Raw genomic sequence first — 22,455 nt, forward strand, 5'->3', positions numbered from 1 at the left:
GGCTTGCACCGCCACGCCAGGGCCCCGGTCAGGCCGCCATGCGGCCGAAGCGGCCGCTGTTGAAATCGGCCACGGCCTGGCGGATCTCGGCTTCGCTGTTCATCACGAACGGGCCGTAGCCCACGACCGGCTCGTCGATCGGCTCGCCCGCGAGCCACAGTACCGTCGCATCGCTGTTGGCCTCGATCTCGACCGCGCTGCCGGTGCGGTCGAAGTGCACCAGTTGCCCCTCTCGCGCCACCGCGCTGCCGTTGACCAGCACCGTGCCGTGCAGCACCACCAGCGCCAGCGTGTCGCCCTCCCTGGCGGCGAAGCGGCCAGTGCGGCCCTGGCCGATGCGCACGTCCCACACGTCCATGGGCGTGAAGGTGCGCGCCGGCCCGCGCCTGCCGTCGAACTCACCGGCAATGACCCGCACCCGGCCGGCGCCTTGGGGCAGATCGACCGACGGGATGTCCGCGTCCAGGAGGGTCTGGTAGCCCGGGCTGGCCATCTTGTCCTTCGCAGGCAGGTTGACCCACAGCTGCACCATCTCCATGGTGCCGCCGCGCTCGGTGAAGGCCCGCGAATGGAACTCCTCGTGCAGGATGCCGCCGGCTGCCGTCATCCATTGCACGTCGCCCGGCCCGATCAGGCCGCCGGCGCCGGTGGAATCCTTGTGTTCCACCTCGCCCTGGTAGACGATGGTCACGGTCTCGAAGCCGCGGTGCGGATGCTGTCCGACGCCGCGTGGCCTGGAGGCCGGCTCGAAGGATGTCGGCGCCGCGTGGTCGAGCAGCAGGAACGGGCTCAGGTGCTTGCCCAGGCCGTCATAGCCGAACAGCGATCGCACCGGAAAGCCGTCGCCCACCCAGTGCGGACGTGGGGCGCTGTAGACACCGAGAACGTTTTTCATGCTCATTTCCTTGCATCGCCAACACGATGGTATTGGCCGATGGACCGAAGATAGGGCCGAACGGCGAATCCGGTAGATCCTTCGGATCGCCTTCAGCGTCCTGTCTGGTGAACGCTGCCGCCTGTCCGGCCGGAGGGCTTAGCATTCGATCCAGGACTCAAGATAAAGGATTGACCATGAAGATTCTTCTGGCCGTGGACGGCAGCGAATTCACCCGCCGCATGCTCGACTACATCGCGAGCCACGCCAACATCTTCGGCGACTCGCCCGACTACACGGCCCTGACCGTCGTGCCTGCGCTGCCGCCGCGGGCGAAGGCCTTTTCGAATGCGGAGACGGTGCGCGAGTATTACGACCAGGAGGCCCGTGCGGTGCTCGACGCGCTGGGCGAATTTCTGGCGGAGAAAGGGCTGCGCGCCCGCACGGAACACCGCGCCGGCGACCCTGCCAGCGAGATCTCCACCGCGGCCCGCGAGGGCGGCTACGACATGGTGGTCATGGGCTCGCATGGCCACAACGCCCTCAAGAACCTGGTGCTCGGTTCGGTCGTGTCGAAGGTGCTGGGCGGCTGCGAAGTGCCGCTGCTGATCGTCCGCTGAGGCGACGCGGGCCGGTGGGCGGCCCTATTCCAGGTGCTCGAAACGCAGGCCCGAGGTCGGCGTACTGACATGCACCTTTTCGTCGTCCCCGCCGGTGCGCGCCCGGTCCTCGGACTGGGGCGGCCGCACCAGCAGCGTCGGCACCGGCGCGGCGCGCAGGATGCTCTCGGCGCCGCTGCCCATCACGACGCGCCCGATGCCGCGGCGTCCGTGCGTGCCGAGCACGATCAGGTCGGCGGGCCATTGCTGCGCCTGTGCCGCCACGGCATCGGCCAGTCTGGCGTCGAATCCCTCATGCAGCACGACCTCCACCTGCACGCCGGCCTGCGCCGCCTTGGCGCGCGCCGACTCCAGCAGGCGCGTGCCGGCTTCGCGCAGGGTCTGGATCCAGTCGCCGGCCTGGCCCGCGTAGGCGTCGACCGCCATGGAGAACGAAAGGTCGTCGACGACATGGAAAAGCCGGACCTGGCCGCCGGTCACGCGCGCCAGGCGGATGGCTTCATCGAGCCCGAAGGAGGAGGTGTCGCTGCCGTCGATGGGAACGAGGATGTGCTGGTAGGGAGCGGACATGACTGGAGCCCTTGCAAAAGAAGTCTCCAGTGTGCCGCGCCAGCGGCGTCGCGCAGCGCGCGCGCGTCAAGGCACCGGTGGCGCGAGGGGCTTGGCTTGCCAGGGCACCGGCCCGCGGCGCAGGGCGCTCAGGAATGCAGCCCGCAGGCCCGAACGCTGGGCCAGCCGGTTTCGCGGCCCATCATGGCGCGCGCATAGAGGTAGTTGCGGCGGGCCGAATCGGTCAGGTGATCCATGTCCACGCAGCCTTGGGCGTCGCAGGGAAACGCGTAGCCGCGACGGCCGGTGAACAGGGAGGGGAAGCGAAGTTCCCAGCCGGTGCCGGCATCCGGAAATGAAGCGGTGATTGCTTGCATGACCATCTCCTTCGGCGCCGTGACCCGCGCCAGGGTTGAAACGACTGGCGTCGCCGCCATGGCTTCGTTTATGCCGATGAAACGACTGAAGGGGTACTTCTTTCAAGCTCAAGAGGAAGTAGGCGGATCGCACAGGCCGAAGGCAGTGTCCGTCTTACGGCGCGCTCCTACGGGGCGGCGGGCCGTTGGATGGCATGCTCGGCGCACAGACCCATGACCCAGCCGCCGCTCGCCACCACGACAGAAGACGCGCTGATCCTGTTCGACAGCCTGGACGGCGTCGACGAGGCGTTCATGCTCGGCCGCTGGCGTGGCGAGGGCCTGGCCACGGGACATCCGATGGACGGCCTGCTCGAGGCGTATCGCTGGTGGGGCAAGCAGTTCGACAGTCGCGACGCCGTGCATCCGTTGCTGTTCTCGGGCCGGGACGGCAAGGTCGTGCCCGTCAACCCGGCATGGCTCGGCGCCGGCCTTGGCCTGGTCGGCCGCGTGCCGGTGCCGCGCTCGGACGCGGCCGGCCGCGTGTTCCAGTCGCTGCTGGCGGTGCCGGGCCTCCTACGCACCACGCGGCCGCGGGCCAGGCTGCGCATGATGGTCCATCGCGGCAAGTGCAGTGCGACGATGGTGTATGACCAGTGGCCGATCCTGGACGTGTTCCGCCGCCTCGACGCGGACAGCGTGCTCGGCCTGATGGACGCGCGCGGCATGGCCAGGCCGTTCTTCTTCGTGCTGCGGCGCGCAGCCGGCGACCGGCCGGCCTGACGCTGTTGCGGTGCCGACACGCCGGGTGTCGGACGCGCACCGATTCGGGGGCATCATCGAGGTTTTGCCATTCTTGCCTTGCCACCCGGCGTGCTTCATGAACATTCCGCGTCCTGCCTCGTTCCGACTCCTTGCGCTCGCTGCCGCGTCGCTGCTGGCGGCCTGCGCCGCAACCACCCCGCCGCAAGGCACGCCGGCCGGCATGCCCGCCGGCGCGGCTGCCGCACCGGCGCCCGGCACGGCGGCCGACCCGTCCGCCGGCTACGGCCTGACCGGCACCCGTTGGCAACTGGTCGAGATCCAGGGCGAGGACAACCAGTCGCCGGCCCGGCCGGCCAATCCTTCGCGCTATACGGTGCAGTTCGGCGCGGAAGGACGTGTGTCGTTCCAGCTCGACTGCAACAAGGGGCAGGGCATGTGGCGCGTGCAGCCCATGGGTGATGGCCACACCGGGCCGCTGCAATTCACCGGCCTGCAACTCACCGAGGCCACCTGCGGCCCGTCGCCGCTCGGCCCTCGCGTGGCGGCGGCGCTGCCGCAGGTGCGCGGCTACCTGGTGCGCAACGGGCAGCTGTTCATGTCGCTGGCGGCGGACGCCGGGCTGCTGACCTGGGCGCCGGCACCCTGACGCGACGGGGGCGGCGGTTCAGGTGTCCGCCTGGATGTGCTCCTTCCGGATGACGTCGCGGAAGAAGATGCTGTCGTCGTGCACGCGCCGGCTGAAGGCGTCGTGGCTTTCGAAGTCCGGGAACATCGCCGACAGCAGGAGCTGCTCCCTGGCGCCGGGCGCGCCCATCGCCTTGCGAGCCGCCTCGCTCATGCGCGCGACGATCTCGGGCGGTGTGCCCTTGGGTGCGAACAGGCCGAACCAACTGCGCGTGTCGATGTCGAAGCCGAGCTCCTTGAGCGTCGGGACGTCCGGCAACTCGGGATTGCGCGCCGGCGTGGTCGACGCCAGGCCCTTGAGCGAGCCGTCCTTGACGCGCGGCAGCGTCACCGGGTCGTACATCACGTCCACGCGTCCGCCGATCAGGTCGGTCATGGACTCCACCGAGCCCTTGTAGGGCACGTGCACCACGTCGATGCCTGCCTGCTTGTGCAGCAGCACGCCGGTCAGGTGCACGATGGAACCCACGCCGTTGGAGGCGAAGGTGTACTTGCCCGGCGCAGCCTTGGCGGCGTCGACGAAGTCTCGGTAGTTTCGCCACGGTGCGTCCTTGCGCGCGCTGACCAGGCCATAGCTGGAGGCGAGCTTGGCCACCGGCGCGAAGTCATCCACGGTGAAGCGCACCTTGCGCAGCCACGGCGCCACCGCCACCGTGGCCGTGGGACCGACGAAGAAGCCGTAGCCGTCGGCCGCCGCGCGTGCGGCGAACTCCGTGCCCAGCGTCGCGCCGGCGCCGGGCTTGTTGTCCACGATCACCGGCTGTCCCAGTTCGGTGGACACGCCGTTGGCCACGAAGCGCGTGATCTGGTCGGACAGCCCGCCCGGCGGATAGGGCGTGATGAAATGCACCGGCTTGTCCGGCCATCGTCCAGGCTGCGCCCGCGAGCGCTGCGAGAAAAAGGGCAGCGCGACTACCGCGGCGGCGGATGCGCAGAAGCTGCGTCGATGGAGTTTCATGACAGTCTCCGTGTGGAACAAGCGAGTCGTCTCAGTTCCCGCGCACGCCGATGGCGGGCAGGAGTTGCGCATACATCTTTTCGTCCGCGGCAAGCCCGGCCCGGAAGATCTCGGGGGTCTGCCATGCGGCGATGGAATTGGCGCGCACCAGCGTGTCCTGGACCTCCTTGCGTGCGAGCACGGCATGCAGCGCATCGGACAGCCGGGCCACGACCTGGCGCGGCGTGCCCTTGGGCGCCAGCACGCCCCAGCCCGAGCCCTTGGAAGTCTCGATGTCGAATCCGGCCTCGGCCAGCGTCGGCACTTGCGGCAGTTCCGGATGGCGCTTGCCGTAGAAGGTGGCCAGCGGGCGCACCCGGCCGGCCTTGACCATCGGGGTGATGGCGCCGTCGATGACGAAGTCGACCTCGCCGGCCACCAGTGCGTTGGCCGCGTCGGCCGAGCCTCGGAACGGAACGTGCAGCACCTCGATGCGGGTGGCGCGCGCCAGCGTGGCGCCATAGACATGGCCGGCCGACGCTTCGCCGGCCGAGCCGAAGGACAGCTTGCCCGGGTTCTTGCGGGCGTAGTCGACGAACTCGCGCAAGGTGGTCGCCGGCAGCGACTTGCGCACCGCCATCACGGCCACGTAGTCGGCCACGCCGCCGACGGCCTCGAAGCTGTCCAGGCTGTAGCTGAGCTTGCGAAGATTGGGCAGTACGGTAAAGCTGGACGCTGCGCCCAGCAGCAGCGTGTACCCGTCCGGCTGGGCGTTGGCCGCCAGTTCGGTGCCGATCTGGGTGGTCGCGCCGGGCTTGTTGTCCACGACGAAGCTGGCGTCCAGCGCGCGGCCCAGGTGTTCGGCCACCAGCCGCCCGAGGATGTCGGACGAGCCGCCGGGCGGGAAGGGCACCACCATGCGGATGGGTCGCGCTGGCCAGGCCGCGTCCGCCCATGCCATCCGCGGGGCAGCCAGCACCGGCAGCAGCAGCGCCAGCGGAGCCAGCAGGCGGGATCTTTGTACGTCGGTCATCGGTGTCTCCTCGTGCCGTGTCTCGATGCAGTCGCGCTCGAATGCGGAAGGCGCGGTCAGCGTCCCGTGTACTGGGGCGTGCGCTTGTCGCGGAAGGCCGCCATGCCTTCGCGGGTGTCGGCGCTCTCGCGCACTGCGTTGAGCTGGCGCATCGTCTCGGACATCGACTCGGCCGGGCTCTTGGGCAGCACGTGCTGGTTGACGAAGCGCTTGATGGTCGTGAGCACCAGCGGCGCGGACTCGGCCAGCGTGCCGGCCTGCTCCATGGCGACTTCCAGGTGCTTGCCGGTGGCGACCAGGTCGCTGACGAGGCCGATGTCGTAGGCGCGCCGCGCGTCCATGGTGCGGCCCAGCAGCATCAGGTCCATGGCCGCCTTGTGCGGGATACGCGCGGCCAGGCCGGCGATCATGCCGCCGGTGAAGCCCAGGCGCGCCTCGGGGTACGAGAAGCGGGTGCTTTCGGCGGCGACCACCAGGTCGCACATCATGGTCAGCACCATGGCGCCGCCGACCACCCAGCCGGCGGTCGCCGCGATGATCGGCTTGTCGGTGGTGAAGCCGGCGCCCGGAATGCACCGCCACAACTCGGGCAGATTGCTCACGTCGGCCCCGGAGGAAAACGCATCCTCGCCCGCGCCGGTGATGACGGCCACGCGCTGTTCCGACGCATCGAACTCGGTGAAGCCCGCCTGCAGTTCGAGCGCGGTGTCCTTGCAGATGGCGTTCTTGCGCCCCGGGCGGTTGATGGTGAACAGCGTGACCTTGCCGTGGCGTTCGATCGTGATTTGCGACATGCGTGTCTCCTTGAAAAAGTCGGTTGGATGAATCAGGCCCGGCCGATGCGCGCACGGGCGTCGACCGCCACCGCGCCATGGCCCTGCAGGCGAACCTTGAGCGGGTTGACTTCGATCTCGAAGTCGCGGCCCACGGCGTCGAGGTCGTGGGCCAGCCAGCCCAGCCGGACGACGGTGTCGACCACCGCCTCCACGTCCAGTGCGCCGCGCCCGCGATAGGCACCCAGAAGCGGCGCTACCTTCAGCCGTTCGATGGCGCGACGCGCGCTGGCGACATCCACTGGCGCGGGCAGCACGACCAGGTCCTTGAGCAGCTCGACCAGCACCCCGCCCGCGCCGACCACCACCTGCGCGCCGAACTGCGGGTCGCGCCGCGCGCCGACGATCAGCTCCAGCTCGCCGCTTTCCTGCTTCTGCAGTGAATAGCCCGCGATGCGCGCCTGGGGAGCGCGGCGGGCGACGCTGGCCTGCATCGCGGCCAGGCGCGCGCGCAGGTCGTCGGCGTCCGCAATGTCGAGCGCCACGCCGCCCACGTCGGATTTGTGCGCGATGTCGGGCGACGCCACCTTGAGCACCAGCGGGAAACCCAGCGCGCCGGCGGCATCCACCGCCTCGTCGGCGTTGCGCACGAGGCGTTCCTGGTTGACCGGAATGCCTGCGGCGAGCAGCAATGCCTTGGAGTCGGCCTCGCCCAGCGTGCCCTCGGCCGGAGCGGCGGTGTGCGCCATGCCTTGCGGGCGCACGGGGGCGTCCGGCTCGCGATGGACCGACCAGGATTTCCACCCGCGCAGGACCGCCATTGCCTCGGCCATGGTGTCCACGTAAGGCAGGCCGCGCTGGGCCAGCATCTGGCGTGCGGGCGTGGCCACGCGGCCGGGCAGCATCACGTACAGCGTGGGCTTGCCGCCGGCGGCCGGACGCTCGGCGCCATCGGCCAGCTGGCGCGTCAGCCCGGGTACGTCCGGCGCCGTGGTCAGGACCATCAGACCGAGGTCCGTGGCCGGATCGGCCAGCGCGAGTTCGGCCGTCACCACGCCAAGCTCGGCCGTGCCCTCGTGCTTGCGGCCGCCGATGTCGATGGGGTTGCCGGCCTGGCCGTCGGAATAGTGTTCGGCCAGGCCGGCGCGAGTGGCCTCGCCGAAGCGCGCCAGGCCGATTTCCGCGTGCGATAGCTGGTCCGCAGAGATCGCCCCGCCGCCGCCCGAGGTGGTGACGACCGCGACGTCGCGCACGCGGCGACCTGGGTAGCGCACCATGGCGCGCGCCAGGCTCAGCATGTCCAGCGGATCGTCCAGCATGACGACGTTCTCGCGCGCGCAGATCGCCTGCAGGGCGGCGAAATCGCCGGCCAGGCTGGCGGTGTGCGAGTAGGCCGCGCGGCTGCCGTCGTCGGTGGCGCCGGCCTTGACCATCAGCCAGGGTTTGCCGACGGCGCGCGCGCGCCGGGCGAGGTCGACGAAGCGCTGCGGCGACTTGATGCCTTCGACGTAGCTGCAGATCACCTGCGTGCGATCGTCCTCGATGAGGAACTCGACGAAGTCGCACAGTTCCAGGTCGGCCTGATTGCCAACCGAGACGCAATGCGAGAAGCCGATGCCCATGCCGTGGGAGCGATCGAACAGCGTGCCCATCAGCGCGCCGCTCTGGCTCACGAAGCCGATGGGTGCCTCGATCAGGCGGTCCACGTCGAGCGCGGGAGAGGAACACAGCACCAGCCTGTTGGCCGGGCTGATCAGGCCCAGGCAGTTGGGGCCGATCAGGCGCATGCCGTGCGCGGCGGCAACGGCCACCACTTCGCGCTCGAGCGCCAGGCCTTCGGCGCCGGCGTCGGAGAACTTCGAGGTGATGATGATCCCGGCCCTGGCCCCACGCGCGGCGCAGGCGGCGATCTCGGCCTTGACCTTGTCGCGTGGCAGCGCCATCACGACCATCTCGGGCGGACGCGGCGTGGCATCGACGCTTGGAAAGGTCTTGAGGCCGAACAGTGTGTCGCGGCCCGGGTTGATCGGGTAGACCTCGCCGTCGTACTTGTGCTGCAGCAAGGTCTTGTAGAGCCGGCCGCCGAACTTGGTCTGGTCTTCGGAGGCGCCGATCACCGCCACCGAACGAGGGTTGAGCAAGGTCTTGATGGACGCGCTGGATGAGGTTGGGGTCACGTTGAACTCCTGCAGGAAACTTGGAGAGCGGCTTCGGCCCATGCGCCGGGCCGCGCGGCCGGCGCGGTCGCGCCTTGGGTTCGGGGCGGCGCTAGGTTTGCGCCTTCGCCGCGTACTGCGCGCGGATCTCGTCGGTGTGCTGCCCGAGGGCGGGCGGCATGCGGCGGATCGGGAAGCCCTGGCCGTTGAGCCGCACCGGCGAGGCGAAGGTCTGCGTGCTCCGGCCATTGGGCAAGTCCATCGGCTGCACCCAGCCCATGTGCGCGGTCTGCGGATCGGCCAGCGCGTCCGCATAGTCGTTGATGCGGGCGTGGGGAACGCCGGCTTCGTGAAAGGCTTCGATCCAGTGCGCCACCGGGCGGCGCGTGAAGACCGATTCCAGGATCTCCTTGAGCGCGGCCTGATCGGCGGCGCGGCCGATGGTGCTGGAAAAGCGTGCGTCGTCGGCCAGTTGCGGCATGTCCACCACGGCGAGGACCGACAGCCAGAGCTTGTGATTGCCCGCGGCGATGGCGAAGTACCCGTCCTGGGCCCGGAAGGCCTGGTATGGCGCATTGCGCGGATGCGCCGAGCCCAGCTTCACGGGGCTGCGCCCGTTGCCGAAGTACTCGCTGGTCTGCAGCGCGGCGATGCCCAGCGTGCAGCCGAACATCGGGATGTCGATGTGCGCGCCGCGGCCGCCCGCACGCACGTGCGCCAGCATCGAGGCGATGGAGAACGCGGCGTAGAGGCCGGAGGCGAAATCCGACAGCGGCACGCCGCACTTGACGGGCGCGCCCTCGGCCTCGCCGGTGACGCTCATTACGCCGGCTGCCGCCTGGATCGTGAGGTCGAAGCCGCCTTCGCCCGAGCGCGGGCCGCTCTGGCCATAGGCCGAGATCGAGCAGAACAGCAACCGGGGATGCTCGGCCGACAGGCTGGCGTAGCCCAGGCCCAGCCGGTCCATCACGCCGGGGCGGTTGTTCTCGACCACCACATCGGCCTGCAGGATGAGCCGGCGCGCCAGGGCAGCGTCGCCCGGATCCTTGAGGTCGAGCACGGCCGAGCGCTTGTTGCGGTTGAGCGATGCGAAGTTCTCGCTGTAGCCCTCGTTGAGCGGCGGCCAATGGCGCAGGCCGTCGCCGGCGGGCGGCTCGATCTTCACGACCTCTGCCCCCATGTCGGACAGCAGCATGGTCGAGAACGGGCCGGAGGCGGTCGAGCAGAACTCGACGACGCGTACACCGGACAAGGGCAGGACAGGGGTCTCGGAAGGTGTCATGAAGTCGATGCCTGAGACGGGTCGACCCTTCGGATCGACGTTCCGGTGGTTGAATGCAATTCCATAAAATGGAACACGAGTTTTATAATATGTGAACGCATTGTGCCCTAACGAGCGATTCCGGACCACTCCCCCCGCGTGCTGTCGTCTCCGCAAGCGTTCGGCACTTTGGCCCGTTTCGGGTCGATATTCGCTCTTGCTGATTCAAACTCGGCCTCCTACGATCCGCCACGCGCCGCAACAAGGCGTTCAAGACAATGGAAGCCTGGAGACAACTCAGCAACAAGGAAGCCACTCTCCTGGACCGCGTGTTCTGGTCCAGCGGCATCTCGCGCACGGGGCTCGCGCAGGGCGCGGCCGTGTCCAAGAGCCGGGCCAATGCCGCCGTGGCTGCGCTGCTCGAGCAGGGCCTGATCGAGACCGCGGCGGCGCGCCAGGACACGGGCGGGCGCCGCGCAGAGACGCTGCGCCTGTCCCCGTCGCTCGGCGTGCTGGTCGGGGTGGCCATGGGCGCGACCGGGCTCGAGGTCGGCGTGCTGGCGCCGGACATGGAGATGCTGGCTCACCACAGCGAGCCGGCCGACGTGCGCGACGGCCCGGCGCGGGTGCTCGCCCGGGTTCGGGTCCTGATGCGCGAGCTGCTGGCGCGCTGCGGGCGCAAGCCGCACGAGGTGATCGGCATCGGCATCGGCGTACCGGGGCCGGTGCATTTCGAGCGTGCCCAGCTGGTCAATCCGCCGCTGATGCCCGAATGGGATTCGTACGCCATCCGCGATGACCTGCGCGCCGACTTCGCCGCCCCGGTGTGGGTGGACAACGACGTCAACGTGATGGCCCTGGGCGAGCTGTGGCGCATGCAGCGGCAGATGGCCAACTTCGTCGTCATCAAGGTCGGCACCGGTATCGGCTGCGGCATCGTCTGCCACGGCGAGGTCTACCGCGGCGCCAGCGGGTCGGCCGGCGACGTCGGCCACATCTGCGTCGACCCGCATGGCCCACGCTGCCATTGCGGCAACGTCGGCTGCGTCGAGGCCATGGCCGGCGGCCGTGCCATCGCCCGCCTGGCGGAGGAGGCCGCGCGCGCGGGCCAGAGCCAGATGCTGCGCTCGTTGCTCGACGAGCAGGGCACGCTGCGCCTGGCCGACGTCGCGCAGGCCAGCCGCGCGGGCGACGTGGCGGCCAACGCCATCGTGCAGCGCGCCGGACTGCAGGTGGGCCAGATGCTGGCCTCGGTGGTGAACTTCTACAACCCGTCGCACGTGTTCATCGGCGGCAGCGTGCAGCGCTTCGGCCCGTCCTTCCTGGCCGCCGTGCGCCAGAGCGTCTACCAGCGCTCGCTGCCGTTGTCGACGCGCCAGCTGGAGATCCAGTACACGCCGCTGGCCGAGCGCGCCGGCATCATCGGCGCCGCCACCCTCGCCATGCAGGAAAGCCTGCGCAGGGCCCAGCGATGAACGCCGCAGCGCAGCCCGTGCCCGCACTGGCCTTCGACGGCATCGTCAAGCGATTCGGCCCGGTGCAGGTGCTGCACGGGGTGAGCTTCGACCTCGCGCCGGGACGCATCGTCGGCCTGCTGGGCGAGAACGGAGCGGGCAAGTCCACGCTGATGAAGATCGCCTCGGGCTACGAGTCGCCCAGCGCCGGGCAGCTGCGCGTGGACGGCGAGGCGGTGCAGTTCGCCGGGCCGCGCGCGGCGGAGAACCACGGCATCGTGCTCATCCACCAGGAGTTCAACCTGGCCGAGGACCTCACGGTGGCGCAGAACATCCACCTGGGCCACGAGAAGCGCGGCCGCTTCCTGCTCGACGATGCGGCCATGCGCCGCAGCGCGGCGCAGGTGCTGGACGAGGTCGGCCTGGCGGTGCACCCCGACACGCCCGTGCGCCAGCTGATCGTGGCCGAGAAGCAGCTGGTGGAGATCGCCAAGGCGCTGTCGAAGAAAGCGCGCATCCTGATCATGGACGAGCCCACGGCCACGCTCACGCCGGGCGAGACGCAGCGGCTGTTCGCACTGATGAAGCGGCTGCAGGCCGAGGGCGTGACCATCGTCTACATCTCGCACAAGCTCGACGAGGTCGAGCGCATCTGCGACGAGGTGATCGTCCTGCGCGATGGACGATTCGTCGCGCGCGACGCCACCGCGGCACTGACGCGGCTGCAGATGGCGCAGCTGATGGTCGGCCGCGAGCTGTCCGACCTGTACCCGCCGCGCACGCCGCCGGCTGGCGCCGAGGTGCCGCCACTGCTAGAGGTCGAGGGGCTGAGCGTGCCCGGCTGGGCCCAGGACGTGAGCTTCACGCTGCGCCCGGGCGAGGTGCTTGGCTTCGCCGGGCTGGTCGGCGCCGGGCGGACCGAGCTGTTCGAAGGCCTGCTGGGCCTGCGTCCATCGAGCGCGCGCCGGGTGGCGATCGATGGCCGGGCGGTACGCATCGCGAGCCCCGGCCAGGCGGCGCGCCTGGGCCTGGTCTACCTCAGCGAAGACCGCAAGGGCAAGGGCCTGCACGTCGATTTCGGCCTGGCCGAGAACCTGACGCTGATGGACCTCGATCGCTATGCCGCGCCCTGGCTGGACCGCGCCCGGGAGCGCGCCGCGCTCGGCGCCGCGGTGGCCGAATACGGCATCCGCACCGGTGCGCTCGACGTGCGCGCCGGCTCGCTGTCGGGCGGCAACCAGCAGAAGCTGGCTCTGGCCAAGGTGCTTCAGCCCGAGCCGCGCGTGGTGGTGCTCGACGAGCCCACGCGCGGCGTCGACATCGGCGCCAAGCGCGAGATCTACCTGCTGATCCGCCGCCTGGCCGAGCAGGGCCGGGGCGTGATCGTCGTCTCGTCCGAACTGATGGAACTGATCGGCCTGGCGCACCGCGTCGCGGTGATGCGCGGCGGACGGCTGCAGGCCGTGCTGCCCAACGAGGCCCTGACCGAAGAGGAATTGATCGCCCATGCCACAGGCACCCACTGAAACAACGCCCGGCGCCACCCGCGCCGGAGTGCCGCGCAGCACCACGTGGCGCGGGCGCTTGCATGCACTGGGCCCGGTCATCGGGCTGCTGGTGGTGTGCCTGGCCGGCTGGGCGCTGAACCCCGACTTCGCCAGCATCGACAACGCGATGAACGTGCTGACCCGCACGGCGTTCATCGGCATCATCGCGGTGGGCATGTGCTTCGTCATCATCTCGGGCGGCATCGACCTGTCGGTCGGCTCGATGGCGGCGCTCATCGCCGGCTGCATGATCCTGCTGATGAACTGGCTGGCGGCGTCGGGCCTGTCGCCGCTGGCCTGCGTGCTGGTCGGCATGGTGTTCGCGCTCGTGCTCGGCAGCCTGTTCGGGCTGGCGCACGGGCTGCTCATCACGCGCGGCGGCATCGAGCCGTTCATCGTCACGCTTGGCACGCTGGGCATCTTCCGCGCCTACCTAACCTATTTCGCCGACGGCGGCGCCATCACCCTGGCCAACAACCTGGCGGACACCTACGCGCCCGTGTACTACGCAAGCGCGCTGGGCGTGCCGGTGCCGGTCTGGGTGTTCGTGGCGGTTGCGCTGGCCGGCGTGCTGCTGCTCGACCGCACCGCGTTCGGCCGCTACGTCAAGGCGATCGGCTCCAACGAGCAGGTGGCGCGCTACGCCGCGGTCGAGGTGGACCGCGTCAAGGTGCTGACCTACGTGCTGCTCGGGCTGTGCGTGGGCGTGGCCACGCTGCTGTACGTGCCGCGGCTGGGCTCGGCGTCGCCCACCACCGGGCTGCTGTGGGAGCTCGAGGCCATCGCCGCCGTGATCGTCGGCGGCACCGCGCTGCGCGGCGGCGCCGGCAGCGTCGGCGGCACCGTGGTCGGCGCGGTGCTGCTGTCGGTGATCGGCAACATCCTCAACCTGACCAACATCATCAGCGTGTACCTCAATGCCGCGGTGCAGGGCTTCGTGATCATCGCGGTGGCCTTCACCCAGAGAAAGAAGCGGCGCTGACCCGGCAACAAGTTTTTTCCGCCCGGGCGGCCGCCCGGTTCCTTCCGTTCCACCAACGACCCCTGAGGAGACAGACCATGAAGTTCCGCAACCACATGCTCGGCCTGGCCGTCGCGGCCCTGGCCGCCGTCGGCAGCGGCGGCGCCGCCGCCCAGCAGAAGGCGCCCAACGTGGGCGTGGCGATTCCGGCCGCGACGCATGCCTTTACCGCCGGCATCGTGTACTGGGCCAACCAGGCAAAGAAGGACCTGGAGAAGGCCCACCCGGGCATGAAGGTGACGGTCAAGACGGCCGCCAATGCGTCCGAGCAGGCCAACCAGCTGCAGGACCTGGTGACGGCCAACAAGATCGACACGCTGGTCGTTTTCCCGTTCGAGTCGGCGGCGCTGACGCAGCCGGTCGCGCGCATCAAGCAGAAAGGCGTCTACGTCACCGTGGTCGACCGCGGGCTGACCGACCCGAGCGCGCAGGACGCCTACGTGTCGGGCGACAACACCGCCTTCGGCCGCATCCCGGCCGAGTACCTGGTCAAGGCCCTCGGCGGCAAGGGCAACATCGTCGCGCTGCGCGGCATCCCCACCACCATCGACAACGAGCGCATGGACGCCTTCACGGCGGTGCTCAAGCAGCACCCGGGCATGAAGCTGCTGGACGCCAAGCACGGGAACTGGAACCGCGACGACGCCTTCAAGGTGATGCAGGACTACCTGACCCGCTTCAAGGAGATCGATGCGGTCTGGGCTGCGGACGACGACATGGCCGTTGGCGTGCTCAAGGCCATCGAGCAGGCCAAGCGCACCGACATCAAGATCGTGTTCGGCGGCGCCGGCATGAAGGAGATGGTCAAGACGCTGATGGACGGCACCGACCCGCGCATCCAGGCCAACGTGTCGTATTCGCCCAAGTTCATCTACGACGCCATCAAGATCACCGCCGAGGCGCGCCTGAAGGGGCAGAAGCTGCCCGAGAAGACGATCATTCCGTCGGTGCTGATCACCAAGGATAACGCCAAGGACTTCTACTTCCCGGATTCACCCTTCTGACGGAGGTTCAGAGATGGCCAGACCCGTTACCTTGTTCACCGGCCAGTGGGCCGATCTGCCGTTGAAGGAGTTGGCGCCGCTGGCGCGCAGCATGGGCTACGACGGGCTGGAGCTGGCGTGCTGGGGCGACCACTTCGACGTCCGGGAGGCGCTGCGCTCGGACAGCTACGCCCGCTCGCAGCGGGCGGTGCTGGAGGCGGCGGGGCTGCAGTGCTTCGCCGTCGGCAACCACCTGGTGGGGCAGGCGGTGTGCGACCTGATCGACGAACGCCACAAGGCGATCCTGCCGGAGCGCATCTGGGGAGACGGCGACCCCGAGGGCGTGCGCCAGCGCGCGGCCAGGGAGATGCAGGACACGGCGCGGGCGGCCGCGCGCATGGGCGTGAAGACCGTCACCGGCTTCACCGGCTCGTCGATCTGGCACGCGGTCTACGCCTTCCCGCCCACCTCGCAGGCGTTCATCGACAAGGGGTTCGAGGACTTCGCGACGCGCTGGCGTCCGATTCTCGACACATTCGAGGCCGAAGGTGTCGATTTCGCGCTCGAGGTGCATCCGACCGAGATCGCCTTCGACGCCGCCTCGGCGCAGCGCGCGATCGAGGCGGTCGGCGGGCATCGCCGGTTCGGCTTCAACTTCGACCCCAGCCACCTGGGCTACCAGGGCGTGGACTACGTGGGCTTCGTGCGCCGGTTCGCCGACCGCATCTACAACGTCCACATGAAGGACGTCTGGTGGGGCAAGGGCGACGGCACGGTGGGCGTGTTCGGCGGCCACACGGCCTTCGGCGACGCGCGGCGCAACTGGGACTTCCGCAGCGTCGGGCGCGGGATGATCGACTTCGAGTCGCTCATCGTCGCCTTCAACGACATCGGCTACGCCGGCCCGCTGAGCGTGGAGTGGGAGGACAGCCGCATGGACCGCGTGCACGGCGCGACCGAGAGCGCGGCCTTCTGCAAGCGGCTGGATTTTCCCGCGGCGGCCGGTGCCTTCGATGCGGTGTTCGACCGTGACCGGCAGGCCACGGGAGGGATGGCGGGATGATCGCCGCCGCCAAGGCGGGTGCCGGGCCGCGGCGGCTGCGCGCGGCCATGGTGGGCGGCGGGCAGGGCGCCTTCATCGGTGCGGTGCACCGCCATGCGATGGCGCTCGACGGGCGTTATGCGCTGGTGGCGGGCGCCCTGTCGTCCGACCCGGCGCGGGCCATCGCCTCGGGTCGCGAGCTCGGCATGGCCGAATCGCGCACCCATGGCAGCTGGCAGGCGCTGCTGGCGCACGAGCTGACGCTGCCGGCGGCCGAACGCGCCGAGCTGGTGGTGATCGTCACGCCCAACCACGTGCACTACGAAGTCGCCAAGGCCTTCGCCGAGGCCGGCCTGCACGTCGTGTGCGACAAGCCGCTGGTGCACACGGCCGCCCAGGCCGCCGAGCTCGAGCGCATCGCGCGCGCCAGGGGCATCGTCTTTGCCGTCACCTACAACTACATCGGCTACCCGATGGTGATCCAGGCGCGCGAGATGGTGCGCGCCGGGCAGCTGGGCGACATCCGCCGCGTGGTGGTCGAGTACCACCAGGGCTGGCTGGCCACCCGCGCCGAGGCCGAGGGCAACAAACAGGCCGACTGGCGCACCGACCCGGCGCGCAGCGGCATTGCCGGGGCCATGGGCGACATCGGCTCGCATGCCGAGAACCTCGCGGCCACGGTGACCGGGCTGGCCGTCGAGGCCATCAGCGCCGACCTGCACACCTTCATGCCCGGGCGCCGGCTGGACGACGACGCCAGCCTGCTGCTTCGCTTCGCCGGCGGCGCGCGCGGCGTGCTCATGTGCTCGCAGGTGGCCACCGGCTGCGAGAACGACCTGCGGCTGCGCGTGTTCGGCAGCCAGGGCTCGATCAGCTGGCGGCAGGAATCGCCGAACGAACTGGAGTTCCTGCCGCTGGACGGCCCACGCCAGTTGCTCACGCGCGGCTCGCCCTGGCTGGCCGAGCCCGCGCGCCGCGCCACGCGCCTGCCCAGCGGCCATCCGGAGGCGTTCATCGAGGCATTCGCGAACATCTACCTGGCGGTGGCGGACGCGATCTGCGCCGATCCCGCGGCGCGCGCGGAGGGCACGCAGCGCGGCTACGCCGACGTGAGCGACGGCGCGCGCGGCGTGCGCTTCATCGAAGCGGCGGTGGCGTCCTCGGCGAGCGACAGGAAGTGGTGGCCGGTGGGGTAGCAGGCCCGTCGAGGGCAATTCCCGTCCCTCTGCAAGAATGTTAATAGACAGTTAAACTTCGTAGTTATCCTGCCCACCAGCCGCGGGCAGGCGCCACGGAGGAACCTGTCCGCATGCCCGCCCACCTCGCCGAAGCCACGCCCGCCACAGAATCCGACGCCGTCCATGCGCTCGCGGTGGACCTGCGCACGGTCGCCTCGCAGTTGCGCCGGCGTCTGCGCCAGGAGGCCTCGGGGGCCGACTGGAGCGAGTCGCAGCGCGCCGTGCTGCTGCGCCTGGAACGCCACGACGGCGCCACCGTGACCGAACTGGCGCTGGCCGAAGGCGTGCGCTCCCAGTCGATGGGCGCCACCGTGGCGGGCTTGGTCGAGGCCGGCTTCGTCAAGGGCAGCCCCGATCCGGCCGACGGCCGGCGCACGCTGCTGTCGCTCACGCCGCACACCCGCCAGGTCTTCCGCCAGGTCCGCGCCGCGCGCGAGGACTGGCTGCAGCACGCCATCGAGGACCGCTACACGCCGGCCGAGCAGAAGCAGCTGGCCGCGGCGATGCGGCTCATGCGGCGCTTGCTGGACTGACGCCCGGCCGCAACGCCATCGACGAATTCAAGGAAAACGAACCCATGCCAGTCACAACCCTCGACACCCGGACCGCCCTGGTGCTCATCGATCTTCAGAAAGGCATCGTCGCCATGCCGGCGGTGCACCCCGCCGCCGACGTGGTGGCGCGCGCGGCCGAACTCGCTGCCGCCTTTCGCCGCCACGGCCTGCCGGTGGTGCTGGTCAACGTCGACGGGTTCGCACCCGGCCGCACCGAACCGCAGCCGGCGCGGCCTGCGCCACCGGCCGACTGGGCCGAACTGGTGCCCGCGCTCGGCGCTCAGCCGCAGGACATCCGGATCACCAAGAAGACCTGGGGCGCGTTCACCAGAACCGGCCTGGAGGCGGCGCTGCGCGAGCGCGGCGTCACGCAGGTCGTGGTGGCCGGCATCTCCACCAGCGCCGGCGTCGAATCGACCGCGCGCCATGCCGTCGAACTGGGCTTGAACGTCACGCTGGCGGTGGACGCGATGACCGACCGCAATCTCGAGGCGCACACCAACAGCGTGACGCGCATCTTCCCGCGGCTGGGCGAGACCGGACGCACGCAGGACATCCTGGCGCTGCTGGAGGGCAGGTGAGCAGCACCTTCCGCTCGCTGAAGGTACGCAACTATCGCCTGTGGGCGGCCGGTGCGGTGGTGTCCAACGTGGGCACCTGGATGCAGCGCACGGCGCAGGACTGGCTGGTGCTGACGCACCTGACCGACCACAACGCGACCGCCGTCGGCATCGTCATGGCCCTGCAGTTCGGCCCGCAACTGGCGCTGCTGCCGCTGACCGGCCTGGCCGCCGACCGGCTCGACCGGCGCAAGCTGCTGATGGCGACGCAGACGGCGATGGGCCTTCTGGCGCTCGGGCTGGGCCTGCTGACCATCAGCGGGCTGGCGCAGCTGTGGCACGTCTACGTGTTCGCGCTGCTGCTCGGCTGCGTGGCCGCCTTCGACGCGCCGGCGCGCCAGACCTTCGTGGCCGAACTGGTGTCGGAGGCCGACCTGTCGAACGCGGTGGCGCTCAACTCGACCTCGTTCAATGCGGCGCGCATGGTCGGGCCGGCCGTGGCGGGCATGGTCATCGCCGCCACCGGACCGGGGCAGGCCTTTCTGTTCAACGCGCTGTCCTACGTCGCCGTGCTGGCGGGTCTGGCGAGCCTGCGCAAGCAGGAATTGTTCGCGCGCGAAGGCGTCGCCAGCCGCCGCAAGGGCTCGCTGATGGAGGGCTTCCGCTATGTCTGGAACCGCCCGGACCTGCGCGCGGTGCTCGCCATGCTGTTCCTGGTCGCCACCTTCGGCCTGAACTTCCCGATCTTCATCTCGACCATGTCGGTCAGCGCCTTCCATGGCGGGGCCAGCCAGTACGGCCTGCTGTCGTCGACCATGGCCATCGGCTCGGTCACCGGCGCGCTGATGGCGGCGCGCCGGGCGCAGCCCCGGCTCGGGTTGCTGGTGATCGGCAGCGCCGTGTTCGGCTTCGGCTGCCTGGCGGCCGCGCTGATGCCGCATGTGCTGGGCTTCGGGTTGGCGCTGATCATCACCGGCGTGGCGGCGCAGACGCTGACCACGTCCACCAACAGCCTGGTGCAGCTGTCGACCGATCCGGCCCTGCGCGGACGCGTCATCGCCATCCTGCTGGCGATCCTGCTGGGCAGCACGCCGGTGGGCGCGCCGGTGGTGGGCTGGGTGGCCGACACCTTCGGCCCGCGCTGGGCGCTCGGCGTGGCCGCGGCGGCCGGGCTCGGCTCGGCGCTGATCGGCTTGCGCTACATGGTCAAGTACCGCGGGCTGCGGCTGCGCCGCGAAGGGCGCCGGCTGCGCTACAGCGTCCAGCCGGCCGCGGGCGCCGCGCCGGCCGTCGATGCCGTGCCGGCACCCACCAGCGCGGCGGCGTCCTGACGTGCCGGCTCGCCGGGCCGCCACGGGGCCGCCGGGCGGGGCCACGGCTCAGATCGACTGCTGGTCGACCCTGCCGGACAGCGCCGCCGCGCTTTCCTTGCGTTCGCTGTACCGGTCGACCAGGTAGCCGCTGACGCCGCGCGTGAGCAGCGTGAACTTGAGCAGCTCCTCCATCACGTCGACGATGCGGTCGTAGTAGCTCGACGGCTTCATGCGCCCGGCTTCGTCGAACTCCTGGTACGCCTTGGCCACCGAGGACTGGTTCGGAATGGTGATCATGCGCATCCAGCGGCCGAGCACACGCAGCTGGTTGACGGCGTTGAAAGACTGCGAGCCGCCCGAGACCTGCATCACCGCGAGCGTCTTGCCCTGCGTGGGCCGCACGGCGCCCAGGGCCAGCGGAATCCAGTCGATCTGCGCCTTCATGATGCCGGTCATCGCGCCGTGGCGTTCCGGCGAAGTCCACACCATGCCTTCGGCCCAGCGCGCGAGGTCACGCAGTTCCTGAACCTTGGGGTGCGTGTCCGGCGCGCTGTCGGGCAAGGGCAGGCCCGCGGGGTCGAACACCTTGACCTCGCCGCCCATCGCTTCGAGCAGTCGCGCCGCCTCGAACGTCACCAGCCGGCTGTACGAGCGCTCGCGCAGCGAGCCGTAGAGCATCAGGAAGCGCGGCTTGTGCGGGGAAGGTTCATGCACGCCCAGGCGTTCGGGCGCCGGGACGTCGAACAGCGCGGCGTCGAGGGCGGGAAACGCCGAGGAGTCTGGGAGGGGTGTGTTCGGCGCCATGTCGCGGTCAGGTTGGGGTTTGTCCGGCTTCATACCAGTTCCGCGATCGGTTCACGACCGAAACCACGGCGAGCATCACCGGCACCTCGATGAGTACCCCGACGACCGTTGCGAGCGCCGCGCCGGACTGGAAGCCGAACAGGCCGATGGCCGTGGCCACGGCCAGCTCAAAGAAATTGCTTGCGCCGATGAGCGCGGATGGCCCGGCAACGCAGTGCTTGACGCCAAGCCGGCGGTTGAGCACGTAGGCCAGTCCGGAGTTGACGATCACCTGAATGAGGATGGGCATTGCCAGAAGCGCAATGACGATCGGTTGGGCCAGGATGGCTTCTCCCTGGAAAGCGAACAGCAGGACCAGCGTCAGCAGCAGCGCGGCGATGGAAAGCGGCGCAAGCCTGGCGAGCGCGGTTTCGAGGTGCGCGGCGCCGCGACGCAGGAGCGCCCTGCGAGCGAGTTGCGCGATGATGACCGGCACGACGATGTAGAGACCGACCGACACCACCAGCGTGCCCCAGGGAACCGCGATGGAGGAAAGGCCCAGGAGCATGGCCACGACCGGCGCGAACGCGATGACCATGATGGCGTCGTTCAGCGCCACCTGCGACAGCGTGAAGTACGGGTCACCCCGGCACAGCTGGCTCCATACGAACACCATGGCAGTGCAGGGCGCCGCTGCCAGCAGGATGAGGCCCGCCACATAGCTGTCGAGCTGATCTGCCGGAAGGTATGGCGCGAATACGTGCCGGATGAAGATCCACCCGAGGAGCGCCATCGAGAACGGCTTGACCGCCCAGTTGACGAAAAGCGTGACGCCGATGCCGCGCCAGTGCGAGGTGACCTGCCCGAGCGCGCGAAAGTCGATCTTCAGCAGCATCGGAACGATCATGAGCCAGATGAGCAGGCCCACGGGAACGTTCACCTTGGCCACCTCGAGTCTGGCGACGGACTGGAAGAACTCCGGCAGCAGCCGGCCCAGGGCGATGCCGACGGCGATGCATGAGGCGACCCACACGGTCAGGTAGCGCTCGAAGAGGCCGATGGCGGCAGTCGGCGGCGACGATGACGCGACGTTGGAGGAAGTGCTCATCGAACGCTAGCTCGCCGATATGGCGTGCAGCGCCGCCTGAAGTTGCGGATCGTCCAACTCGGACATTGGCAATGCCAACAGCTGCAGCATCCGGTAGCCGACGGCCTGTCGCGTCAGTTCGAATGCTGCGGCCCTTTCCGGTTCTGGGGCGTTGGATGGGTCCGGATAACCCCAGTGGACCTTGACCGGGCTTCCGGGCCAGTACGGGCATTGTTCCGCGGCTGCGCTGTCGCAGACGGTGATGACGACGCGCATCCGCGGCGCAGTGGCGCTGGCGAACTCGTCCCAGCTCTTGCTGCGGCAACCCTGTGTGCCGACCCCCGCGGCCTGCAGGGTTTCGACCGCCAAGGGATTGACGCGCCCGCTGGGGGCGCTGCCGGCGCTATAGGCGCGCACATCCTTGCCGAGGCGGCCGGCCCAATGGTTGAGCATCCCTTCGGCGAGCACGCTGCGCGCGGAGTTGTGAGTGCACAGGATCAATACGTTGGTGGTCATGCCGCGCATCCGGTGACCGCGCAGGCCGCGCCTTGGCAGCAGTTGTCGGTGAGATAGCCAAGCAGGGCGTTCATGTTGTCGTAGGCGGCCCGGTAGATGAGGTGGCGGCTGGCGCGCTCCTGCGTGACCAGGCCCGAGCTCGTCAACTCCTTCAGATGGAACGAGAGCGTGGCGGGCGGGACGCCCAACGCCTGCTGCATGACGCCGGGCGTCAGCCCGCCGTCTCCCGCTACCACGAGCGCTCGAAATACATCGAGTCGCAATGGATGCGCCAACGCGGCCAATGCCTGAACGACTTTGTTTGATTCCATTATTCGAGAATACTCGAAATAATGAGGAATGGTCAACA

24 protein-coding genes are annotated in these 22,455 nt (G+C 69.6%); 12 read left to right on the top strand and 12 right to left on the bottom strand.

The genetic code is table 11. The annotated features are described in order from the left end of the window. Positions 1 to 28 precede the first annotated feature (28 nt). Positions 29 to 895 carry a pirin family protein gene (locus VES41_RS21140; protein ID WP_324821176.1) on the bottom strand — a complete coding sequence of 289 codons (867 nt, stop codon included), beginning with the start codon at positions 893 to 895 and terminating at the stop codon, positions 29 to 31. 176 nt (positions 896 to 1,071) lie between these two features. On the opposite strand from VES41_RS21140, the gene VES41_RS21145 reads away from it, so the two are divergent. Next, positions 1,072 to 1,494 (top strand): universal stress protein, encoded by a 423-nt coding sequence (locus tag VES41_RS21145; RefSeq protein ID WP_324821178.1) that lies wholly within the window; start codon positions 1,072 to 1,074, stop codon positions 1,492 to 1,494. Positions 1,495 to 1,518: 24 nt separating this feature from the next. Here VES41_RS21145 and VES41_RS21150 read toward each other — a convergent pair whose 3' ends face one another. Together VES41_RS21150 and VES41_RS21155 are read right to left on the bottom strand one after the other, a co-directional pair. After that, a complete protein-coding gene (locus VES41_RS21150; RefSeq protein ID WP_324821180.1) occupies positions 1,519 to 2,064 on the bottom strand; it encodes a universal stress protein in 546 nt (181 codons plus the stop codon). A gap of 128 nt (positions 2,065 to 2,192) precedes the next feature. Then, on the bottom strand, positions 2,193 to 2,420 hold the full coding sequence (locus tag VES41_RS21155) for a hypothetical protein (protein ID WP_324821182.1): 228 nt from the start codon (positions 2,418 to 2,420) through the stop codon (positions 2,193 to 2,195). A 213-nt stretch (positions 2,421 to 2,633) separates the two neighbouring features. Between VES41_RS21155 and VES41_RS21160 the strand changes: the two genes are divergently transcribed. Together VES41_RS21160 and VES41_RS21165 are read left to right on the top strand one after the other, a co-directional pair. Next, positions 2,634 to 3,182 carry a DUF4334 domain-containing protein gene (locus VES41_RS21160; RefSeq protein ID WP_324821184.1) on the top strand — a complete coding sequence of 183 codons (549 nt, stop codon included), beginning with the start codon at positions 2,634 to 2,636 and terminating at the stop codon, positions 3,180 to 3,182. A gap of 97 nt (positions 3,183 to 3,279) precedes the next feature. Next, entirely contained in the window at positions 3,280 to 3,810 is a 531-nt protein-coding gene (locus VES41_RS21165; protein ID WP_324821186.1) for an META domain-containing protein, read from the top strand. Positions 3,811 to 3,828: 18 nt separating this feature from the next. On the opposite strand, the gene VES41_RS21170 is transcribed toward VES41_RS21165, so the two are convergent. From VES41_RS21170 to VES41_RS21190, 5 genes are all read right to left on the bottom strand, one after another. Beyond that, positions 3,829 to 4,806, bottom strand: a complete 978-nt coding sequence (locus VES41_RS21170) for a tripartite tricarboxylate transporter substrate binding protein (protein WP_324821188.1) — start codon at positions 4,804 to 4,806, stop codon at positions 3,829 to 3,831. A gap of 31 nt (positions 4,807 to 4,837) precedes the next feature. Beyond that, positions 4,838 to 5,818: a tripartite tricarboxylate transporter substrate binding protein gene (locus VES41_RS21175; RefSeq protein ID WP_324821190.1), complete on the bottom strand. Its 981-nt coding sequence runs from the start codon at positions 5,816 to 5,818 to the stop codon at positions 4,838 to 4,840. A 56-nt stretch (positions 5,819 to 5,874) separates the two neighbouring features. After that, positions 5,875 to 6,612, bottom strand: coding sequence for an enoyl-CoA hydratase/isomerase family protein (locus VES41_RS21180; RefSeq protein ID WP_324821192.1), 738 nt, complete (start codon positions 6,610 to 6,612; stop codon positions 5,875 to 5,877). A gap of 32 nt (positions 6,613 to 6,644) precedes the next feature. Next, the gene (locus tag VES41_RS21185; RefSeq protein ID WP_324821194.1) at positions 6,645 to 8,768 is read right to left on the bottom strand and encodes an acetate--CoA ligase family protein; all 2,124 of its coding nucleotides are present in this window, start codon (positions 8,766 to 8,768) and stop codon (positions 6,645 to 6,647) included. Between the two features lie 91 nt (positions 8,769 to 8,859). Further along, on the bottom strand, positions 8,860 to 10,029 hold the full coding sequence (locus tag VES41_RS21190) for a CoA transferase (protein ID WP_324821196.1): 1,170 nt from the start codon (positions 10,027 to 10,029) through the stop codon (positions 8,860 to 8,862). 257 nt (positions 10,030 to 10,286) lie between these two features. On the opposite strand from VES41_RS21190, the gene VES41_RS21195 reads away from it, so the two are divergent. The 9 genes from VES41_RS21195 (at position 10,287) to VES41_RS21235 (ending at position 19,738) form a co-directional block, all read left to right on the top strand. After that, on the top strand, positions 10,287 to 11,483 hold the full coding sequence (locus VES41_RS21195) for an ROK family protein (protein WP_324821198.1): 1,197 nt from the start codon (positions 10,287 to 10,289) through the stop codon (positions 11,481 to 11,483). Then, the gene (locus VES41_RS21200) at positions 11,480 to 12,988 is read left to right on the top strand and encodes a sugar ABC transporter ATP-binding protein (RefSeq protein WP_324821200.1); all 1,509 of its coding nucleotides are present in this window, start codon (positions 11,480 to 11,482) and stop codon (positions 12,986 to 12,988) included. The genes VES41_RS21195 and VES41_RS21200 overlap by 4 nt, the downstream gene beginning before the upstream one ends. Further along, the gene (locus VES41_RS21205; RefSeq protein ID WP_324821202.1) at positions 12,969 to 13,991 is read left to right on the top strand and encodes an ABC transporter permease; all 1,023 of its coding nucleotides are present in this window, start codon (positions 12,969 to 12,971) and stop codon (positions 13,989 to 13,991) included. The genes VES41_RS21200 and VES41_RS21205 overlap by 20 nt, the downstream gene beginning before the upstream one ends. 77 nt (positions 13,992 to 14,068) lie before the next feature. Further along, complete coding sequence (locus VES41_RS21210; RefSeq protein WP_324821204.1) at positions 14,069 to 15,034, top strand: substrate-binding domain-containing protein; 966 nt, start codon at positions 14,069 to 14,071, stop codon at positions 15,032 to 15,034. A 13-nt stretch (positions 15,035 to 15,047) separates the two neighbouring features. Beyond that, on the top strand, positions 15,048 to 16,076 hold the full coding sequence (locus VES41_RS21215; protein ID WP_324821206.1) for a sugar phosphate isomerase/epimerase: 1,029 nt from the start codon (positions 15,048 to 15,050) through the stop codon (positions 16,074 to 16,076). Beyond that, a complete protein-coding gene (locus VES41_RS21220; RefSeq protein ID WP_324821208.1) occupies positions 16,073 to 17,251 on the top strand; it encodes a Gfo/Idh/MocA family oxidoreductase in 1,179 nt (392 codons plus the stop codon). Before VES41_RS21215 ends, VES41_RS21220 begins: the two co-directional genes overlap by 4 nt. 113 nt (positions 17,252 to 17,364) lie before the next feature. Then, on the top strand, positions 17,365 to 17,826 hold the full coding sequence (locus VES41_RS21225; RefSeq protein WP_324821209.1) for a MarR family winged helix-turn-helix transcriptional regulator: 462 nt from the start codon (positions 17,365 to 17,367) through the stop codon (positions 17,824 to 17,826). A 44-nt stretch (positions 17,827 to 17,870) separates the two neighbouring features. Next, positions 17,871 to 18,428, top strand: coding sequence for an isochorismatase family protein (locus VES41_RS21230; RefSeq protein ID WP_324821211.1), 558 nt, complete (start codon positions 17,871 to 17,873; stop codon positions 18,426 to 18,428). Next, positions 18,425 to 19,738: an MFS transporter gene (locus VES41_RS21235; RefSeq protein ID WP_324821213.1), complete on the top strand. Its 1,314-nt coding sequence runs from the start codon at positions 18,425 to 18,427 to the stop codon at positions 19,736 to 19,738. Before VES41_RS21230 ends, VES41_RS21235 begins: the two co-directional genes overlap by 4 nt. Before the next feature lie 48 nt (positions 19,739 to 19,786). On the opposite strand, the gene arsH is transcribed toward VES41_RS21235, so the two are convergent. Genes arsH through VES41_RS21255 form a run of 4 tightly spaced genes read right to left on the bottom strand, consistent with a single transcriptional unit; the run spans position 19,787 to position 22,417 of the window. Further along, positions 19,787 to 20,524 carry an arsenical resistance protein ArsH gene (arsH, locus tag VES41_RS21240; RefSeq protein WP_324821215.1) on the bottom strand — a complete coding sequence of 246 codons (738 nt, stop codon included), beginning with the start codon at positions 20,522 to 20,524 and terminating at the stop codon, positions 19,787 to 19,789. 7 nt (positions 20,525 to 20,531) lie between these two features. Beyond that, positions 20,532 to 21,611, bottom strand: a complete 1,080-nt coding sequence (arsB, locus tag VES41_RS21245) for an ACR3 family arsenite efflux transporter (protein WP_324821217.1) — start codon at positions 21,609 to 21,611, stop codon at positions 20,532 to 20,534. Positions 21,612 to 21,617: 6 nt separating this feature from the next. Next, positions 21,618 to 22,106 carry an arsenate reductase ArsC gene (locus VES41_RS21250; RefSeq protein WP_324821219.1) on the bottom strand — a complete coding sequence of 163 codons (489 nt, stop codon included), beginning with the start codon at positions 22,104 to 22,106 and terminating at the stop codon, positions 21,618 to 21,620. Next, positions 22,103 to 22,417, bottom strand: coding sequence for a metalloregulator ArsR/SmtB family transcription factor (locus tag VES41_RS21255; protein ID WP_324821757.1), 315 nt, complete (start codon positions 22,415 to 22,417; stop codon positions 22,103 to 22,105). The genes VES41_RS21250 and VES41_RS21255 overlap by 4 nt, the downstream gene beginning before the upstream one ends. Between the last annotated feature and the right edge of the window lie 38 nt (positions 22,418 to 22,455).

This window comes from Variovorax sp. (genome assembly GCF_035634955.1).
In the GTDB taxonomy this organism is placed as follows: Bacteria; Pseudomonadota; Gammaproteobacteria; order Burkholderiales; family Burkholderiaceae_C; genus Variovorax.

Coding starts and splice junctions, on each gene's coding strand:
- VES41_RS21225 (WP_324821209.1), top strand. CDS start 17,365: ATGCCCGCCCACCTCGCCGAAGCCACGCCCGCCACAGAATCCGACGCC.
- VES41_RS21145 (WP_324821178.1), top strand. CDS start 1,072: ATGAAGATTCTTCTGGCCGTGGACGGCAGCGAATTCACCCGCCGCATG.
- arsH (WP_324821215.1), bottom strand. CDS start 20,524: ATGGCGCCGAACACACCCCTCCCAGACTCCTCGGCGTTTCCCGCCCTC.
- VES41_RS21205 (WP_324821202.1), top strand. CDS start 12,969: ATGCCACAGGCACCCACTGAAACAACGCCCGGCGCCACCCGCGCCGGA.
- VES41_RS21155 (WP_324821182.1), bottom strand. CDS start 2,420: ATGCAAGCAATCACCGCTTCATTTCCGGATGCCGGCACCGGCTGGGAA.
- VES41_RS21195 (WP_324821198.1), top strand. CDS start 10,287: ATGGAAGCCTGGAGACAACTCAGCAACAAGGAAGCCACTCTCCTGGAC.
- VES41_RS21180 (WP_324821192.1), bottom strand. CDS start 6,612: ATGTCGCAAATCACGATCGAACGCCACGGCAAGGTCACGCTGTTCACC.
- VES41_RS21175 (WP_324821190.1), bottom strand. CDS start 5,818: ATGACCGACGTACAAAGATCCCGCCTGCTGGCTCCGCTGGCGCTGCTG.
- VES41_RS21255 (WP_324821757.1), bottom strand. CDS start 22,417: ATGGAATCAAACAAAGTCGTTCAGGCATTGGCCGCGTTGGCGCATCCA.
- VES41_RS21215 (WP_324821206.1), top strand. CDS start 15,048: ATGGCCAGACCCGTTACCTTGTTCACCGGCCAGTGGGCCGATCTGCCG.
- VES41_RS21200 (WP_324821200.1), top strand. CDS start 11,480: ATGAACGCCGCAGCGCAGCCCGTGCCCGCACTGGCCTTCGACGGCATC.
- VES41_RS21220 (WP_324821208.1), top strand. CDS start 16,073: ATGATCGCCGCCGCCAAGGCGGGTGCCGGGCCGCGGCGGCTGCGCGCG.
- VES41_RS21230 (WP_324821211.1), top strand. CDS start 17,871: ATGCCAGTCACAACCCTCGACACCCGGACCGCCCTGGTGCTCATCGAT.
- VES41_RS21210 (WP_324821204.1), top strand. CDS start 14,069: ATGAAGTTCCGCAACCACATGCTCGGCCTGGCCGTCGCGGCCCTGGCC.
- VES41_RS21190 (WP_324821196.1), bottom strand. CDS start 10,029: ATGACACCTTCCGAGACCCCTGTCCTGCCCTTGTCCGGTGTACGCGTC.
- VES41_RS21140 (WP_324821176.1), bottom strand. CDS start 895: ATGAAAAACGTTCTCGGTGTCTACAGCGCCCCACGTCCGCACTGGGTG.
- VES41_RS21150 (WP_324821180.1), bottom strand. CDS start 2,064: ATGTCCGCTCCCTACCAGCACATCCTCGTTCCCATCGACGGCAGCGAC.
- arsB (WP_324821217.1), bottom strand. CDS start 21,611: ATGAGCACTTCCTCCAACGTCGCGTCATCGTCGCCGCCGACTGCCGCC.
- VES41_RS21250 (WP_324821219.1), bottom strand. CDS start 22,106: ATGACCACCAACGTATTGATCCTGTGCACTCACAACTCCGCGCGCAGC.
- VES41_RS21165 (WP_324821186.1), top strand. CDS start 3,280: ATGAACATTCCGCGTCCTGCCTCGTTCCGACTCCTTGCGCTCGCTGCC.
- VES41_RS21160 (WP_324821184.1), top strand. CDS start 2,634: ATGACCCAGCCGCCGCTCGCCACCACGACAGAAGACGCGCTGATCCTG.
- VES41_RS21170 (WP_324821188.1), bottom strand. CDS start 4,806: ATGAAACTCCATCGACGCAGCTTCTGCGCATCCGCCGCCGCGGTAGTC.